The organism is Burkholderia sp. USMB20, assembly GCF_000949135.2.
In the GTDB taxonomy this organism is placed as follows: domain Bacteria; phylum Pseudomonadota; class Gammaproteobacteria; order Burkholderiales; family Burkholderiaceae; genus Burkholderia.
Genome location: NZ_JTAN02000017.1, coordinates 335,581 through 353,848 on the forward strand (window position 1 = coordinate 335,581; position 18,268 = coordinate 353,848).

General features: G+C 57.3%; 11 protein-coding genes and 4 pseudogenes. 9 read left to right on the forward strand and 6 right to left on the reverse strand.

Features of this window, described 5'->3' with window-relative positions; genetic code table 11:
• Positions 1 to 99: 99 nt before the first annotated feature.
• Positions 100 to 1,416 carry a dihydrolipoyllysine-residue acetyltransferase gene (aceF, locus tag PL79_RS21780; protein WP_052664752.1) on the reverse strand — a complete coding sequence of 439 codons (1,317 nt, stop codon included), beginning with the start codon at positions 1,414 to 1,416 and terminating at the stop codon, positions 100 to 102.
• Between the two features lie 103 nt (positions 1,417 to 1,519).
• Entirely contained in the window at positions 1,520 to 4,234 is a 2,715-nt protein-coding gene (mdeB, locus tag PL79_RS21785) for an alpha-ketoglutarate dehydrogenase (RefSeq protein ID WP_082088658.1), read from the reverse strand.
• Positions 4,235 to 4,947: 713 nt separating this feature from the next.
• On the opposite strand from mdeB, the gene PL79_RS21790 reads away from it, so the two are divergent.
• Positions 4,948 to 5,811, forward strand: coding sequence for a fumarylacetoacetate hydrolase family protein (locus tag PL79_RS21790; RefSeq protein ID WP_044847030.1), 864 nt, complete (start codon positions 4,948 to 4,950; stop codon positions 5,809 to 5,811).
• Positions 5,812 to 5,984: 173 nt separating this feature from the next.
• On the forward strand, positions 5,985 to 6,395 hold the full coding sequence (locus PL79_RS21795; RefSeq protein ID WP_052664750.1) for a nuclear transport factor 2 family protein: 411 nt from the start codon (positions 5,985 to 5,987) through the stop codon (positions 6,393 to 6,395).
• A 246-nt stretch (positions 6,396 to 6,641) separates the two neighbouring features.
• On the opposite strand, the gene PL79_RS21800 is transcribed toward PL79_RS21795, so the two are convergent.
• Entirely contained in the window at positions 6,642 to 7,583 is a 942-nt protein-coding gene (locus PL79_RS21800; protein ID WP_082088657.1) for a helix-turn-helix transcriptional regulator, read from the reverse strand.
• Positions 7,584 to 8,240: 657 nt separating this feature from the next.
• Here PL79_RS21800 and PL79_RS21805 point away from each other — a divergent pair.
• The 6 genes and pseudogenes from PL79_RS21805 to PL79_RS21830 form a co-directional block, all read left to right on the forward strand.
• Positions 8,241 to 8,816 carry a VOC family protein gene (locus PL79_RS21805; protein ID WP_082088656.1) on the forward strand — a complete coding sequence of 192 codons (576 nt, stop codon included), beginning with the start codon at positions 8,241 to 8,243 and terminating at the stop codon, positions 8,814 to 8,816.
• Positions 8,817 to 8,840: 24 nt separating this feature from the next.
• The gene (locus PL79_RS21810) at positions 8,841 to 10,475 is read left to right on the forward strand and encodes an FAD-dependent monooxygenase (protein WP_044847028.1); all 1,635 of its coding nucleotides are present in this window, start codon (positions 8,841 to 8,843) and stop codon (positions 10,473 to 10,475) included.
• A gap of 101 nt (positions 10,476 to 10,576) precedes the next feature.
• The gene (locus PL79_RS21815; RefSeq protein WP_044847051.1) at positions 10,577 to 11,881 is read left to right on the forward strand and encodes a cytochrome P450; all 1,305 of its coding nucleotides are present in this window, start codon (positions 10,577 to 10,579) and stop codon (positions 11,879 to 11,881) included.
• A 48-nt stretch (positions 11,882 to 11,929) separates the two neighbouring features.
• Positions 11,930 to 12,925 carry a PDR/VanB family oxidoreductase gene (locus PL79_RS21820; protein ID WP_235879308.1) on the forward strand — a complete coding sequence of 332 codons (996 nt, stop codon included), beginning with the start codon at positions 11,930 to 11,932 and terminating at the stop codon, positions 12,923 to 12,925.
• Between the two features lie 29 nt (positions 12,926 to 12,954).
• The gene (locus tag PL79_RS21825) at positions 12,955 to 13,887 is read left to right on the forward strand and encodes a 3-keto-5-aminohexanoate cleavage protein (protein ID WP_044847024.1); all 933 of its coding nucleotides are present in this window, start codon (positions 12,955 to 12,957) and stop codon (positions 13,885 to 13,887) included.
• 81 nt (positions 13,888 to 13,968) lie between these two features.
• Positions 13,969 to 14,297: pseudogene (locus PL79_RS21830) on the forward strand (transposase); the annotation flags it as partial.
• Between the two features lie 654 nt (positions 14,298 to 14,951).
• Here PL79_RS21830 and PL79_RS21835 read toward each other — a convergent pair.
• The 3 genes and pseudogenes from PL79_RS21835 to PL79_RS21845 all read right to left on the reverse strand — a co-directional run.
• A pseudogene (locus tag PL79_RS21835) lies at positions 14,952 to 15,563 on the reverse strand (DDE-type integrase/transposase/recombinase); the annotation flags it as partial.
• Between the two features lie 31 nt (positions 15,564 to 15,594).
• A protein-coding gene (locus PL79_RS21840) for an IS3 family transposase (protein WP_135801118.1) occupies positions 15,595 to 16,805 on the reverse strand; the annotation gives its coding sequence in 2 pieces (ribosomal slippage) (positions 15,595 to 16,490 and positions 16,490 to 16,805; 1,212 coding nt in all).
• A gap of 93 nt (positions 16,806 to 16,898) precedes the next feature.
• Positions 16,899 to 17,502 (reverse strand): annotated as a pseudogene (locus tag PL79_RS21845) (transposase); the annotation flags it as partial.
• 245 nt (positions 17,503 to 17,747) lie between these two features.
• On the opposite strand from PL79_RS21845, the pseudogene PL79_RS21850 reads away from it, so the two are divergent.
• Positions 17,748 to 18,152: pseudogene (locus tag PL79_RS21850) on the forward strand (DDE-type integrase/transposase/recombinase); the annotation flags it as partial.
• Positions 18,153 to 18,268 lie beyond the last annotated feature (116 nt).

An 18,268-nucleotide genomic window follows, 5' to 3' on the forward strand; every position in this document is an offset into this window, starting at 1 on the left:
CACCCCAAGATTTCAACAGTTGCGGCAGCCTTGCGTAGAGGGACGATCAACCGACTACCACCACGCTAATACTCGCCCGCCATCGAACTCTCGAAGGCGTTACAGGATAGTGCGCCGGATGTCTGTGAGGGTCTGCGCGAGATAGGCATTGAAGCGGGCGGCCGCGGCGCCATCAATGACACGGTGATCCCAGCTCAGCGAGAGCGGAAGAATCAACCGAGGTACGAACGTCGTTCCATCCCATACGGGCTTCGTGCTCGAGCGGCACAGGCCCAGGATGGCAACCTCTGGTGCATTGATGATCGGCGTGAAATTGGTCCCGCCGATCCCACCAAGCGAGCTGATCGAGAAGGAACCACCTGTCATATCATGAGGCGTTAGCTTTCCTTCACGCGCCTTCACCGCGAGCTCGCCCATTTCCTTGGCAATCGCCAGCACCCCTTTCTTGTCAGCGTCCTTGATCACCGGCACAACCAGACCGTTTGGTGTGTCCGCGGCAAAACCTACGTGATAATACTGTTTGAGAACGATCTGCTCGCCGTCCAAGCTTGCATTGAACTCCGGAAATTTCCTCAGAGCCGCAACACACGCTTTCACCAAGAAGGCCAACATCGTAACCTTGATACCGGATGTCGCGTTTTCCTTGTTGATTTGAGTTCGGAACGCTTCCAAGTCCGTGATATCCGCCTCCTCATGATTTGTGACATGCGGAATCATGACCCAGTTGCGATGCAGATTCGCGCCCGAAATTTTCTTGATACGCGAAAGATCACGCCGATCGATGGGGCCGAACTTTGAAAAGTCCACCTCCGGCCAAGGAAGCAGCCCCGTCAGTCCACGCCCAGCGGGTTCCGCGTGCGGCAACGTCGGAACGTTTGGCTGGTTGACCATTGCACCTTTGACGTAGTGATGCACGTCATCGCGCAAAATGCGTCCCTTCGGGCCGCTACCCGTGACGCTCTCCAACTGCACACCGAGTTCGCGAGCGAGCTTCCGAATGCTCGGCGACGCAAGCGTTACGACGCCAGGCACGACCATCCGCGCATGCGTGGCGGGCGTCGCGTTCGGCTCGGCAGAGGGTGCCAGACTCTCAATCGTCTCGGACGAGATTGCAACGGGCGCCGGAGCAGTTGGCAAAATAGTTGTGGACGCCGTTCCGTTCACTACTTCGTGAGCACCTGCTTCTCGCAGTGATAGAAGCAGTGATCCCTGGCTGATCTTGTCGCCGAGTTGGATGAAAAGCTCCTGAACAACACCCGCGTGAGACGAGGGGATTTCTATCGACGCCTTGTCAGACTCGACCGTGACCAAGCTTTGGCCTTCCTCGATCACGTCGCCAGCCTTGATCAACAGGTCGATGATTTCGACATCTTTGAAATCCCCGATGTCTGGGGCGAAAACTTCCTTCATCGCCATGTGCGAACTCCGAGCAGATCGGTATCGTTGCCCGTATTCGTGCGCTGACGAGCCCGGGCAACAAGACGAAACTGTATTGAATAGATGCAAAATACGCTGAAAATCAGCACGCCCAAGGCGCCTCAACTTCCGTTGCGATGCCGTAGCGTTCGATCGCCTGAACACACAATCCAGCGTCGAGACGCCCTTCTTGCATCAGCGATCGCAGTGCCGCAAGCACAATATGATGCCGGTCAACTTCGAAGAAACTCCGAAGCTCGGATCGCGTATCGCTTCGCCCGAACCCGTCCGTACCGAGCACCGTGAAGCGGGCACCAACGTATGTCCCGATCAATTGCGGCCACGCGCGCACATAGTCGGTGGCGGCAATCACCGGCACGTCGCCAGTCAGACAAGTTTCCACGTGACTGCGCCGCATCTCGGCCTGAGGATGCAGACGATTCCAGCGTTCCACTTCACGCGCGTCACGCGCGAGTTCGCTGAAGCTCGTCGCACTCCAAATCTCGGCATCCACTTGCCAGTCCTGCGCGAGCAATTCCGCTGCAGCGATGACCTCGCGCAGGATCGCACCGGATCCTATCAGGCGCACCCGTCCCCTTGGTTGCGTTGCCGCCTGGGCGCCGAAACGGTACAGCCCGCGAATTACGTCATTCTCGACGCCTGGCGGCAATGACGGTTGAGCGTAGTTCTCGTTCACGAGCGTGACGTAGTAGAAGACATCTTCTTGATGCTCCAGCATCTGACGCATGCCGTAGTCGAGAACCACGGCGAACTCGCCCGCGAAGCATGGATCGTAGGCCCTGCAGTTGGGGACCATCGAGGCAGCGACGAGGCTACTACCGTCCTGATGCTGCAACCCCTCTCCGCCGAGCGTCGTCCGTCCTGCGGTTGCGCCGAGCAAGAACCCACGTGCGCGCTGATCAGCCGCAGCCCAGATCAGATCACCGATGCGCTGAAAACCGAACATCGAGTAGTAGATGTAGAACGGCAGCATTGCCGTACCGTGCACGCTATAGCTGGTAGCTGCCGCCACCCAGGAGCTCACCGCCCCGGCTTCGCTGATGCCCTCCTCGAGGATCTGACCGTCCCGTGCTTCGCGATAGCTCAGAATCGAGCCGATATCTTCCGGCTCATATCGCTGCCCGACACTAGAATAGATCCCAATCTGCTTGAAGAGGTTTGCCATACCGAAAGTACGTGCCTCGTCTGCGACGATCGGCACGATCCTTGGGCCGAGTGATTTGTCCTTCAGCAAATTGCTCAACATCCGCACAAACGCCATCGTGGTGGACATTTCCTTGCCGTCGGCCTGAATGGCAAAACCGGCATACGCGTCTCGCGCCGGCACCGCCAGTGGTGAAGCCGCTGTTCCCCGCGTCGGCATGTAGCCGCCAAGCGCCTCGCGCCTCGCACGCAGATATTGCATCTCCTGGCTATCTTCCGCTGGCTTGTAGAAGCTGAGCGACTCGATTTGCTCGTCGGACATCGGCAACTCGAAGCGATTACGAAAGGCAATGAGGGCTTCCCTATCAAGTTTCTTCTGCTGATGGGTGGTCATCTTGCCCTGCCCCGCATCGCCCATACCAAAACCCTTCTTCGTGTGCGCCAGAATCACCGTCGGTTGCCCACGGTGATGTACAGCTTTGTGATAGGCCGCGTAGATTTTTACGAGATCGTGGCCGCCGCGCTTCAGGCGGTCGATCTGTTCGTCGGTCAACCCTTGAGCGAGCTTGGCGAGGTCCGGATTCTGGCCGAAGAAATGGTCCCGGTTATAGCGTCCGTTCTTGGCCGCGAACGTCTGCAACTGTCCATCCACAGTCTGCGCAAACGCCTGCACGAGCGCACCGTCCTTGTCGCGCGCGAACAGGCCGTCCCAGTCGGATCCCCACACGAGTTTGATGACGTTCCAGCCGGCACCGAGAAAGAGTTCTTCCAGTTCATCGATGATGCGGCCGTTTCCGCGCACCGGGCCATCGAGACGCTGAAGATTGCAATTCACAACCCACACGAGGTTATCGAGTCCCTCCCGCGCCGCGAGCGTAAGTGCCGACATACTTTCCGGCTCGTCCATCTCTCCGTCGCCGAACACACCCCATACGGTGCGTCCCGTCGTATCCAGAACGCCCCGGTCCTGCAAATAGCGCATGAAGCGCGCTTGATAAATTGAGCTGATCGGCCCGATTCCCATCGACCCGGTCGGAAATTGCCAAAAGTCGGGCATCAACCAGGGGTGCGGATAGCTAGACAAACCCTTTGCACCAACCCGACGTGCACTGATCTCCTGTCGGTAATGCGCCAGATCGCCCTCCTCCAGACGGCCTTCGATAAACGCGCGAGCATAAACTCCGGGAGCAGAGTGCGGCTGGTAGAAGATCAAATCACCGCCAAAGGCTCCAGTTCGGGCGTGAAAGAAGTGGTTGAAGCCGACCTCGAAGAGGTCGGCCGCGCTTGCGTAGCTGGCAATGTGTCCCCCAAGTTCACCGTATGCCTGGTTGGCGCGGACCACCATCGCAAGAGCATTCCAGCGCATGATCGAGCCGAGCCGATCCTCGATAGCCAAGTCACCGGGGAATGCCGGCTGATCCTCGACAGAAACCGTATTCACGTAAGGCGTCCCGTGTGCGGGCTGCCAGCCAAGGGCGGAATCGCGCGCAATTGCAGCCAGTTTGTCGAGAATGAAGCGCGCTCGCTCAGGACCTTCAACGTTCACCAGAGAAAGTAACGCGTCGCACCATTCGAGCGTTTCCTGAGGATCGGCGTCGGCAACAAAGCCATCTGTCGATTCGAACTGGACGGCTTTCAAAGTATGATCATTCATAGGATTCCTGCTTACCTTGCAGTGTTCGCGTACGGCGTGATCGGCTATAGATGACCACGCGTTCCAAGCGTCATTGAAACCATGAAGTCGCACACGACTGCAACTTCGCGGGGGCTGAATGCTTGTAGTCGGGGCGAGCCTTCGTTTCGAAGGCGCCCGCCAACGTGTGGCCACATGATGCTACGAACGACTACATCAATCTCACGGAATCGTGCTTACTTGAGGATTTCTTGCCGAAAACCCTCGGTGGATCAACTCATGCTCCTCACGCGCACCCGTCGCAGCCGAATGCGCTCAGGAAAGCCGTTTGCTGCTCGCGCTAGAAGGAGCAACGAGCGTCCACCGCGATAGACAAATTCCGGCAAGAAATCGATAGTTCCGCACAGTTCATAAAGCGCTTGAGACGGATTGACCTACCATACACCCCAAGAATTGGGCTCTCGTCGCTTTGCCTGCGGTCATCGTTCCCGCCCGGCGTACACCGCAAGCTCTCGTTCAGAGTTCGTTCGTCCGGAAAATGGCCACGCACGCATAACCGATCGCACGCTATGGCGCAGCTCACAGGAGCGATATGTTCCTCATCGGCATACGCGTGTTTCACTTGGCGTTCGGATTATCGTCACGCGATCCCGTGCAGACGATGAGGCACCGCAGTCGGCATCGCTGGGTTCCCCCCTGCGATTCTCAAAACTTTGAATGGAGATTGCGTTCCAATGAAGCTTGCAACGTTTCAAACGTCCCTAGAAGCACCACGGCTTGGCATAGTCGTCGACACCGGCATTATCGACATCTCGATGCACTTGCCTGATGCGCCACGCACGATGATCGACCTAATTGCGGCATGGTCCAAATATCAGCCGCAACTTACTGCTCTTGCGGAAAGTCACGGGGCCAATGTTTCAATGGACTCGGTTCGCTTGCTCGCCCCAATCGAGCGACCGGGGAAAATTCTGGGCATAGGATTGAACTATTCGGACCATGTTGCGGAATCCGGCATGGCGACACCTAAACATCAGCTTTGGTTTGCAAAGATGCCAACGGCAGTGACCGCACCGTTTGGCGCCATCGAGCTGCCGAAATGCTCCGCATCACTCGACTACGAGGCCGAACTAGCGTTCGTAATTGGGAAGCGATGTCGTCATGTTGGCCGCGATCAGGCCGCCGATGTCATCTTCGGATTCTGTGCTGCAAACGATGTGAGCGTGCGAGACTGGCAACTGCGCACGTCGCAGTTCATTTTGGGCAAGTCATTCGACACACATGCCCCTTTCGGCCCTTGGATCGTCACGCCGGATGAAGTGGGCGATCCGCACAATTTGGGCATTCGTTGCTTCGTGAATGGGGAAAAGCGACAGGAGTCGAGCACCGGACATCTGATCTTCGACTGCTCCGATCAGATCGAACACCTGTCCCAGGTGATGACACTGGAGCCCGGCGACATCATTCTGACTGGAACGCCGGGCGGCGTCGGTGCAGGTGCCAAGCCCCCAAAATGGTTACAAGCGGGGGATATCGTGCGCGTCGAGATCGATCGAATTGGTGCCATCGAAAACGAAGTGGTACCCGAAGGAAAGTGACAATGTGTCGACCCAGAAAAAATGATTCAATTGAATCGAGGCGACATAAATTGCGCACCGACGAACAGACTCAATGGCACGCAGCCCATGCCAATCTGACCAATCAGCATATTAATTAACGCACTCCTATGGCAAACCATCACATTGAACTTCCACCACAGGAATGAATAGACATGATTGACATCCTGGAACCACTGGCATGTGAGACGCTCTGTAAGCGATTAAGTGCGGACTTTGCACATTTCGCAGATTCGCGCGACTATGAAAAATTCGTTGCGTTATTTACGGAAGATGGCACATTCGAGCGCCGAGGCGAGACTCTGCGGGGCAGGAGTGCGATTTTGCGCGCAATGCATGCCCGTCCCGACGATATGATTACACGCCATATCTGTACCAATATTCGTATCGACACCCCCGGTAATGGCATAGCCACCGGAGCGGGGAGTATGTTGCTGTTTCATCGCGTAGGAAGCGAGAATGGCGCCCCCTCCATTACTGTCGCAGACTATCGCGACATCTATATCGCGACGGCCGACGGCTGGCGCATCCAGGAGAGAGTGTCCGCAATCGTCTTCAATACCTAGACGATCCGAGGCGCGCAATCCGCAGAACGACGAAACGCGCCTCGAAGTCAAGTAATGCAAGACGTCGCGGGGTGAACAATAGTGCCTAGCTAGCAGCGTCACGTGTACTGCGAGCTCCGAAGCGATTGATCCGGCAAGCCGATCGAGCCCGCTGACTTAGATAGGCGACCGCCTAAAAACCCCTCTTCAACTGAAAACGAGGTTGCGGCTCGGTCGACAATATACGAGGCTGGGCATCCCGCAAATCTATCGATTGATCAGTCGGAATTCCCGCGGAGTGCAGTTCATGGCTTGGCGAAACGCTCTTGCGAATTCACTCGAACACGAAAACCCTACTTCGAGCGCGATAGCCGTAATCGGAGTCTGCGTAGATCTCAGGAGGTCGGCAGCCTTTCGAATCCGGAGATCCAGGAGGTACTTATACGGTGGAATGCCAAACGTCGTTTTGAATGCTCGGGTAAAGTGAAACCGGCTGAGCCCTACCTGCTCTGCCAATGTCTCGAGATCGATCTTCTGACCGAGATTTTCGGCGAGGAAATCGCGCATGATGCGGCGTGCATGCGATGAAAGCCCGCCCGAACAGCGTACCGATCGGCTGATGCTGTCGTTTTGTGCTTGCTTGACTTCTCGGAAAAGCATTCCGACAAGAGCCTCGAGATAAATGCTGTCCAGATATAGCGTGTCGCTTCGACAAAGCTGGCGCAACCTGTCAGTGAGCGGTAGCAATAAATCACCGCCAAGATTAACGCAGGGATTCAATCGCACCTGTTCGTGATCGCTCCCCACAAAAGAATCCAACGCCCCCTCGTCGACCGACACCATCAGGCAGTCGATGTTGCTGCCTGGTCCGGCGATTGCCTGGAATTCGGAATTCGCAGGCGCAAAATCAACACCCTTGTCGAGCGGCCCCGTCGCAGCGACCCGGAGGCTGTCGATACGTCGCTCACCGTGTACAAAACTTCCGCGGTCAAAGATCATTAGCGTATGCCGCGAACGACGAAATTTGGCCGAATGAGGTGTCTCGCCGATGGAGACCCGATGGATCGAGCACCATTTTCCCTCGAACAACGGGGAAACGGGTACATCCATGGTGTCCGCTCCGGTGGAACCAGCATCCGCTATGCTGCGCCACCAGCGGAAATCGTCGACGGAGGTAGATGCTCTCTCCTCAAACGAAATTGTGAACATCTTTGTCTCCAGTCACCGGGCGACATGGTGTCGCCTCATTCTGTCTGAACGCAGGCTAGGCGTCCGCACGGCCGCCTTGGTGCCGCGACATACAGATGTCAGCGCGCCGGCGCATGGGATTTTTGTATGAGGCGCATGCCGAGGACAGGTGCCCAAAATACTGGTGCATCCTGTTAGAGCTTACGGCTCCTGATGCCGCGCCGAAATGCGGGAAAACCCCTTTTGACCGTTGCGACGCTCAATTGCGCTGTTGAAAGGCAAGCTTGGCCGACTCTTGCATCGATCGATAGCACTAGTGCATGCGTCTTGCCCTTATTCGCCACCGCCCACCAGGGAAGCCAGTCGCAGCACCCGAAATGGCGCGACCTACGGCTTATCGATCACATATTTCCACAATCGATCCGCAATACAGCAACGTTCGTAAAGTGGATCTGGCCTGCGCTACCGATACTGGCAACCAAGAACGGGTCTGCTCGGCTAGCCAATGAACGGTCACGAGATGCTTTCTCGAAAATCAACGCCAGATCGGCCCAATAGTCGGACGCCAGTAAGAACGAGTTTCCGGAACCGCAAGCACCGGGCTCGAGCCTTGAAGCTAGCTGGACGGTATGGCTCTTTTCCTCAACCTGCCGGTTAAGCCGGCTCAGGGAGACAACGATGCACGAAACGGTAAAACCAACGCCTCCGAGCAAGCTCGCGCATTTCGTCCTGCGTACATCTCGCTACCATGAGGTCGTCAGCTACTACAAAGACTTGCTCTGCGCTCATTCAACATTTTCCAACGATGTCCTGAGCTTTCTTACCTATGACGATGAACACCACCGGCTTGCGGTGTTGAACATTTCCGGGCTTCAGGATCAGCGAGCAGGGGTAGCCGGCGTACATCATGTCGCGTTCACTTACGCCACGCTGGGCGATCTGATTGCGAACTATGAGCGAGCCAAGCAATTGGGAATCGAGCCCGTCTGGTGCACCAACCACGGGCCCACCACCTCCTTCTATTACCGAGATCCCGACGGCAATCAGCTTGAACTGCAAGTCGAGAATTTCGGAACGTTGGAGGAGTCCACAGAATTTTTCCATTCGACCGAGTTTGCCGAGAACCCGATCGGTGTCGACGTCGACCCTGCGGAACTGGCTCGTCGCTTCCATGCAGGTGAGCCCGAATGTGAGCTTAAGAAGCGCCCTCGCACCGGTCCGCGAGGTTTCGACATCGAAATTAAAATTGTTTGATTGAGTTGCAGAGGATACCTACCCATGTTCGAAGTTCCCGTTCTCATTGCTGGCGGTGGACCAGTTGGCCTCACCCTCTCTCTCCAGCTGGCCCATCAGGGGGTCCGCAGTATTGTGGCCGAACGCAATCCGACTACTACACGTCATCCCAAGATGGATCTGACAAACGGTCGCAGCATGGAACTGTTCCGTCGTATCGGTTTAGCCCAACGGCTGCGCACAGTGGGCATACCGGAGGACAACCCGTTCGACATCGTCTGGGTTGACAATCTCGCCAATCATGAGCTGTGCCGCTTTCCCTACCCGTCAAGCAACGAAGGTCGCGAGATTCGCCGACAACACAATGATGGTACGTTGACGCTGGAGCCGCCGATGCGCGTGAGCCAGATCGTGATCGAACCCGCCCTGAAAGCCGCAGCCGACGATAGTGAATACGTCGAAACATGGTTCGGCTGGAATGTCGAGTCCTTCGAACAGGATGCCGAGGGCGTCACTTCCTTGCTGAAGAACCGCGACACCGGACAGACACGCAAGGTTCGCTCTAAGTATCTGGTTGGGTGTGACGGAGGGAACAGTACGGTCCGTCGTCATCTTGGTATTCAATTGGAAGGCACAAGCAATGCGGCTCACGCCTACATGGTGCACTTTCGCTCGAACGCCCGCGACCTCTTGCAACGATTTGGAATCGCTTGGCACATCCAAACCGGAAGTGGTGTCCTGATCGCGCAGAACGATACAGATACGTGGACTTTACAAGCTTTTCTCCCGCCCGATGTTGCGGGTGAAGACCTCGACCCTCATGCAGTGCTGCGGGACTGGGTCGGCACCGACTTCGACTATGAGATCACGGTCGCGAACCCCTGGCACGCGCACTTTCTCCTTGCCACGAGTTACCGTAAAGATCGTATCTTTATCGCAGGTGATGCATGTCACCAGTGGATGCCCACCGGTGGGTACGGCATGAATTCGGGTGTAGCCGACGCCGCGAACCTCGGCTGGAAATTGGCTGCAGCCGTGAATGGCTGGGGTGGCGAAGCGCTGCTGAACTCCTACGAGGAAGAGCGTCGGCCTGTAGCTGAAATGTCACTGCAGACGTCGCGTCGGCATCTGGACGTGCGTGTACAGATCGCGGAAGCCTATGCGGCCGCAGGAGATCTGTCCGGCACCGGTGCCGAAGCCGCGAACCTTCGAGCCGAGTTGGGCCGGAGGATATTGGAACTCGGGAACGCAGAAAACGAAGGCTGGGGTGCAGAGCATGGCTATCGCTATGAATCGGCGATCACGAGCCATGAAGTCGGCACTCCGCCGACGTTTGATCCGCTTAGCTACACACCGTCCACCTGGCCTGGCAGTCGACTGCCTCACGTCTTCCTCGAGGACGGAACAGCAGTCTACGACCACCTCGGACGCTGGTTCACGCTGTTGGTTCTCAACGACGCAGAAACGAACGGAATTGAAACGGCATCACGTCAACTGGGCGTGCCGGTCAAGATTCTGCGTATCAAGGATGACAACGCATCCCGCATCTATGGCGTTCCCATTTTGCTTGTTCGGCCCGACCACCACGTAGCATGGCGTGGCAGTGTCCTGCCGGCCACATGCGCGGAATTGATCGAGCATGTGGCTGGGCAGAGCAGGGATGCCGTTGCATCGACTTAGCATCGGCGCTCGAGTATCACCACCAAACTGAACTGCTGGCCTATATGACCGTGGGGCGCCGCTTGACTCAGCCCAAATATGTCAAAGCACAAGGAGACATCATGACTACACCGGCGAACGCAGCTTCCCGTTGCCCTTTTTCCGCGGCCGCGAAAAATTTCATGCCCTTTGAGCAGGACTTTCTCGACAATCCGTTCTCGGCGTTGAAGCAACTGCGTCAAACCGAGCCAATCTTCTTCGACGAGAGATTGGGGTATTGGATCGTGACGCGGCTTGACGATGCAAAAGCGATCCTTCGGAACTCAAAGGATTTTTCCGCCGACGTGGTGCTCGAACCCATTGTTCCCCTCTATCAGTCAACCATTGAGAACTTCATGCGGTCGGGGTTCAGCGGCGGAGGGGGATCGCTGGTCAACGATGTGAATCCCGAGCATGACGAACGCCGCAAGTGGTTGGCCAAAGCGCTGACGCCCCAACGGGTGAAGGAACTGGAACCGTTTGTACGCGATGCCGTCAAGAAATGCGTCGACGATTTCGTACGAGACGGTGAAGCGGATCTTGTCAAGCAGCTTAGTAGCAAAGTGCCGGCCGTAGTACTGATGCACTTTCTCGGCATCCCTCAAGAAGACATCGACCGCGTTAAGGCATGGGCGGAACCAACGATCCTTTTCAGCTGGGGCCATCCAACTGAAAGCGACCAGAACCATATGGCGGACATGCTCGGTGAATTCTGGCACTACTGTAAGGCTCATATCGCAAAACTTCGCGGCAATCTGGGCGATGACGTCGTAAGTGAAGCTATTCGCGGCCAACAGGAAAAGAACTTGTGGACGGACGACGAGCTCACTCGAATGACCTTGAACTTTGTGTTTGCCGGCCATGACACCACCGTAAACGCGGCGGCGAACATGTTCTTGACGTTGATGCAGCATCGCGATGCATGGAACGATCTGTGTCGCAATCGTTCCTTGATTCCAAATGCAGTGGAAGAGTGTATTCGCTTCGCCCCGGCAGTAATTTCGCACCGACGTAGAGCAGTGAACAAGGTTACGGTCGGAGGTGCAGACATCGAACCCGACGACAAAGTGCTCATCTACTTCGCAGCGGCAAATCGCGATGAATCGACGTTCGACGACGGGGAGGTTTTCAACATTCACCGCGAAGGACCAAATCGCCATGTGACGTTCGGCTTCGGATGGCATGCGTGTTATGGCGCTCCCCTCGCTCGGCTTGAGATGAAGATCATGCTTGAGGAGTTGACGATGCGTCTCCCCGAAATTCGGCTTAAACCGGATCAACGCTTCACTTACGCGCCACTCAATATCACGATGCGTGGCCCCAGCAACGTGGTCGTGCAATGGAATCCGGAATCCAATCCGCGACCGACGGACAAACTCTCTCGTTAAAAGTTTATCAAGACAGTAATCGGCGGATGGTGGGCAGACTATCCGGCCATGCTTCAGTTCAGTGAGCCAGCGATGATTGATTTAAACGATACGATTTCAGTATGTGTGGCACGAAAGAATGTGGAGGCCCTAGATATCGTCAGTTTCGAGCTAGTAGCTCTCGATGGCGCCGACCTCCCCCCGTTCGTCCCAGGCGCACATATCGACATCCATATCCCCGGCGGTTATATCCGCCAATACTCGCTTTGCAATGCCGCCAACGACACGGGACGGTACGTAGTCGCAATTCTGCGCGATGCACATTCCCGCGGCGGCTCCGTGGCGATGCACGATGATGTGATGGATGGTGACATTCTTCAAATATCGACGCCGCGAAGCCACTTTCCATTGCATGCCGAAGCGGGCGAAAGCCTGCTTCTCGCTGGCGGTATCGGCGTGACGCCGTTGCTTTGCATGTCTGATCAACTGCATCGTGAGAATCGTCCTTTTAGCCTCCACTACTGCACGCGCAGCAAGGATCGGATGGCCTTTTACGACGCGACTTTGAATTCAGCGTGGGCAGATAAGGTGCAGTATCATTTTGATGATGGCGCAATTGATCAGAAACTGGATATTGCCGCCGTCCTTGGCGCTGCCAGCCGCGATACGCATCTCTACGTATGTGGCCCACAAGGTTTCATGGATTCCGTACTCAATACGGCTCGTGAAACGGGATGGGAAGAAGGTCGGCTCCACTACGAGTACTTCAAGCACGAAGCCATTCAAAATAATGACGATACGTCATTCGAAGTAGAAATTGCCAGCACCGGGACGGTCCTGGTCGTCCCACCAGGAAAGAGTATCGCCGCCGTGCTCAATGAACATGGCTTCAATGTATCCATGTCGTGCGAACAGGGAGTCTGCGGCACCTGCGTCACCAGGGTCCTGTCTGGTACCCCCGATCATCGCGATACTTTCCTGTTGTCCGACGAACATGAAGCGAACGACCAAATGACGCCATGCTGCTCACGGTCCAAGTCGTCGCGTCTGGTCCTCGACCTGTAACAACCGCCGTCATTATCGGGAATGCTGCCATGTATCGCCAGGACAAAGTCATCATCAGTTGCGCTGTCACCGGCGCGATCCACACTCCATCCATGTCTCCCTATCTTCCGATAACCGCGGAAGAAATCGCGGAGTCGTCCATTGCGGCTGCCGAAGCTGGCGCAGCCATCATCCACTTGCATGCACGCGATCCGATTACAGGCCGTCCCGACCAACGCCCGGAGGCATTTCTCCCCTTTGTTCGTGCGATCAAAGCGCGCAGCAATGTAGTGCTGAATCTCACGACGGGTGGGTCTCCGTATATGACAGTTCAAGAGCGCATGATGCCCGCGAAGGTGCTCAGGCCGGAAGTGGCATCGATGAACGTCGGCTCGATGAACTTCGCACTTTACCCCATGCTGAAGCGCTACAAGTCCTTTAAGCACGAGTGGGAACAATCGTATCTCGAAAGCAGCAAGGATTTGATTTTCCGCAATACATTCGGCGACTTGGAAACCGTGCTAACGGAGCTGTCGCCGAACGGGACGAGGTACGAGTTCGAGTGTTACGACACGTCACATCTGTACAACCTCGCGCATCTTGCCGAGCGCGGGCTCGTGAGAGCGCCGTACTTCATCCAGACTGTCTTTGGTATTCTCGGAGGTATCGGAACACATCCTGATGACGTGATGCACATGAAGCGCACGGCCGATCGTCTGTTCGGGAATGACTATCGATGGTCCGTACTTGGTGCAGGAGCCAATCAAATGAAGATCGCGGCGATGGCCGCCTCGATGGGAGCCAATGTACGCGTTGGCCTCGAAGACAATCTGTGGATTGGCAAGGGGAAACTGGCAAAGTCGAATGCAGAGCAAGTGCTCAAGGTGCGTGAAATTCTCGACGGCCTAGGCCTTGATATTGCGACACCAGATGAGGCACGTGAGATCCTCCAGCTTAAAGGAATTGACCGGGTCGCATTTTAGAAGCGCGGATTCCAGTAGAGATGGTTGCGGGCCTGCCTGTAATTTCGTGTTCAAGGCATATGATGCTCCGAAGGAGACTATATGCCTCGCAAACCGAAAACCAAACCAGTTGACCTGCCGGCGATTCCCACCTAGTTAGTTGAGCAATTCGGCAGCGGTTCGACGACGGCTGAAGCGATCAATGCCGCGACGTTGCCCCTTAGAAGGCGCTGATTGAGCGGGCGCCGGGCGGCGAGATGAGTCACCATCTCGGCTACCCGCCTGGCGGTGCGAGGCCAAGCACCGCAACCAACCAGCGCAATCGCACGGGCGCCAAGACAGTCCCGACCGAGGACGGCTCGATCCGTATCGAGGTGCATCGCGTTCGCGAGGGCATGGTAGCTGATTCGAAGGTATCAAAGCGTCAGCGCGCATGCCCTCTCGATCGTCTCGATAGACGTATCGTATCCGGTCGGCTTCCGTTCATTCATCGCCAATCGGATACGATGCGCAGCGCCACGTCTACCACCTCTCCCTTGCTGTGCAAAACGGTGGCGACGAGCGGCATAAGTGAAGCTCATAGGCCCGCGAACTGGTGCGTAGAACGCGGGAGAAGTTCATGGCCTAAGCTTCACCAGATTCTCCAATCCCTCTTGCAAGGCCATAGCTGGATTCCGATATCACAGCTCAGGCTCCTCCTCGACACACCGAGGAGCGTCGGCGATTATCCGGCGCTGGCGGAACTGCTGGTTTGCCCGTACGTCACGAGAGCGAATCGCTGCGCAAACCTCAGCCAAGGCGCGTCATCCAGCGGGTTATTCGCCTGTCCGGTTATGGATTCACTGAAGCCGTGATACGGATTTCCACCTGATCACTAAACGCAACGCTTGTCGATCGTTACGGTTAGTCAAGCCATTGTCCAATCCTGCCAAGATGTTGCGGACGCGTCGGTTCGTGTCGACATACGTGGGTTGCCGAAGGTTTCTGGAGCGGCCCCACGTATCTGAGGACACGAGGACTCTCTTAAAATAAGGGATAGTCTTGTGAGCGGGTATGGAGTTGACCCTGCAATCCCGGACACAGCGTCACACTAAGGTTGCTGAGTCCATCGAGCGCCGGAACTCGCGAGGCGAGCGGTATTTCAGCGCGCTATGGGGATGCTTCTCGTTGTAATGCTCGAACGCAATGGCCAGGTTGCTTGCAGCGGTCGCTGCATCCGGCTTCGGCATGAAGGCGACATAGTCGCGCTTCATGGTTTTCACGAAGCTCTCGGCCATGCCGTTACTTTGCGGGCTACACACTGGCGTGGTCAATGGCTTCAGACCGATGGCGAGTGCGAACCGGCGTGTGTCGTCGGCCGTGTAGCCCGAACCGTTGTCGCTCAGCCACTCGATTTCGGACGGCGTATGCAGCTCATTGCCAAACCGGTTTTCCACTGCAGCCAGCATCACGTCGCGCACGATGTCGCCGCTGTGGCCGGCCGTCGTGGCCGCCCAGCTCATCGCCTCACGGTCGCAGCAGTCCAGCGCAAACGTCACGCGCAATGGTTCGCCGTTGTCGCAGCGAAACTCGAAGCCGTCGGAGCACCATCGCTGATTGCTGCGCGCCACGGCCACCTTGCCATCGTGCCGGCGTTGCGGTCTGGGCGTTATCGGTCGGCGCTGCATCAGCAGCCCGTGCGTGCGCATGACGCGATATGGAGTTGACCCTGTAATCCCGGACACAGCGTCACACTAAGGTTGCTGAATCCATTGAGCGCCGGAACTCGCGAGGCGAGCGGTACTTCAGCGCGCTATGGGGATGCTTCTCGTTGTAATGCTCGAACGCGATGGCCAAGTTGCGTGCAGCAGTCGCTGCGTCCGGCTTTGGCATGAAGGCAACGTAGTCGCGCTTCATTGTCTTCACGAAGCTCTCGGCCATCCCGTTACTTTGCGGGCTGCACACCGGCGTGGTCAATGGCTTCAGGCCGATGGCCGCTGCAAACCGGCGTGTATCGTCGGCCGTATAGCCCGAACCGTTGTCACTCAGCCACTCGATTTCGGACGGTGTATGCAACTCGTTGCCAAACCGATTTTCCACTGCTGCCAGCATGACGTCGCGCACGATGTCGCCGCTGTGACCTGCCGTCGTAGCCGCCCAGCTCATCGCTTCGCGGTCGCAGCAGTCAAGCGCGAATGTCACTCGAAGCGGCTCGCCGTTGTCGCAGCGGAACTCGAAGCCGTCCGAGCACCATCGCTGATTGCTGCGCGCGACGGCCACCTTGCCATCGTGCCGACGTTGCGGCCGAGGCGGGGCTGGACGCCGTTGCATCAGCAGACCGTGAGTGCGCATGATGCGATAGATGCGCTTCGCATTGAACGGCACCTGTCCGGCAGCAATGCGTTCATTGCGCAGCGAGCCCCACACCCGGCGATAGCCATAGCTGGGCAAATCGCCGACGACTCGGCGGATTTCCTCGACCACGCTCGCATCGTCCGTCTGCCGCGATTGACGGCCATCGCGCCACGTCACCGGACGCGACAGTCGTGCCGATACGTTCGAGCGCGACACGCCGAGAACTTCACAAACCAGTTTCACTGGTCGTCCTCCGGCAGCGAGGGCGAGTGCGCTATCCATTTTTTTGCTCGGCCATACTCGACTGCTTCGCGGAGAATCTCGTTCTCCATGGTCTTCTTGCCGAGCATCCGCTGCAGCTCACGAATCTGCTTGAGGGCATCGGCCAGCTCTGATGCAGGGACCACTTCCTCTCCAGCCTTGACCGCCGACAGACTCCCGTCCTGGTACAGCTTGCGCCAGTGGAACAGCTGGTTCGGGTTCACGCCGTGCTGGCGCGCAACCATCGAAACCGACTTCCCCGGTTCGAAACTCTCGCGAACCATCGCCAGCTTCTGCTCCGCCGTCCAGCGCCGCCGACGCTCCGGGCCCGTCAACACTTCCATCACTTCCTGCCTGGTGTTAGTCAAAAACACAGTCTTATGCCTACCCGCTAGTTTAAGTGAGAGGCTATGTCCGGTGTTTCAGGGGGCTGCTCCACGATAGACGCGCTTTGCATTGAACGGGACCAGCCCAAGCGCAACACGTTCGTTGCGCAACATGCCCCAGACCCGACGATATCCATAGCTGGGCAAATCGCCGACGACGCGCCGGATTTCCTCGACCACGCTCGCATCGTCGGTCTGCCTCGATTGACGTCCATCCCGCCATGTGCCGGACGCGACAGTCGTGCCGATACGTTCGAGCGCGACACGCCGAGAACTTCACAGACCAGCTTCACTGGCCGTCCTCCGGCAGCAAGGGCGAGTGCGCTATCCATTTTTTTGCCCGGCCATACTCGACTGCTTCGCGAAGAATCTCGTTCTCCATGGTCTTTTTGCCGAGCATCCGTCGCAGCTCGCGAATCTGCTTGAGCGCATCGGCCAATTCCGATGCCGCAACAACTTCTTCGCCGGCCTTGACCGCTGACAGGCTCCCGTCCTGGTACAGCTTGCGCCAGTGGAACAACTGGTTCGGGTTCACGCCATGCTGGCGCGCAACCATCGAAACCGACTTCCCCGGCTCGAAGCTCTCTCGCACCATCGCCAGCTTTTGTTCTGCCGTCCAGCGCCGCCGACGCTCCGGACCCGTCAACACTTCCATCACTTCCTGCCTGGTGTTAGTCAAAAACACAGTCCTATCCCTACCCGTTAGTTTAAGCGGGAGACTGTGTCCGGAGATTCAGGGGGCTGCTCCAGGGTAAGGCCACGGCGTCGCCGCCGCAGCCTCCCCTAAGAACCGTACGTGCAAGTTTCCCTGCATACGGCTCAAGCATCCCGAAGTCAACTCTACGAGTGACCGGCGCCAAGTTACCAGCGCCTGCACATTGCAATGTCGAGGTTCTCCCGCCGAGGCGGAGGGCGCAGACACAGCGGCGCCATGACGGTCGCGTTGCGGTGGACCGCAGCAACACCCGCTGGTGCTCCGATGGCTTTGAGTTCCGGTGCGAGGATGGCACGCCGTTGCGCGTAACGTTCGCGCTGGACTGCTGCGACCGGGAAGCGATTAGCTGGGCGGCGACGACCGACGGACATAGCGGTGATGTAGTGCGCGACGTGATGCTGGCAGCCGTCGAGCAGCGCTTCGGCACCACGCAGGCAGCGCAGCCCATCGAATGGCTGTCGGACAACGGCTCGGCCTCCATCGACCACCGCACGCGCAGCTTCGCTCGGGAACTGGGCCTTGAGCCGCTGAACACGCCTGAGCGTTCGCCCCAGAGCAATGGCATGGCCGAATCGTTCGTGAAGACCATGAGTTACAGGCGCAATTCCAGTTCCGATCAAGATGCGCAATGCGTGCATCACTTGTTGGAGCGCACCGAGGATGTATGAGGCGGGATAGCCGACATAGTGACGCCGGGACGTCTGGA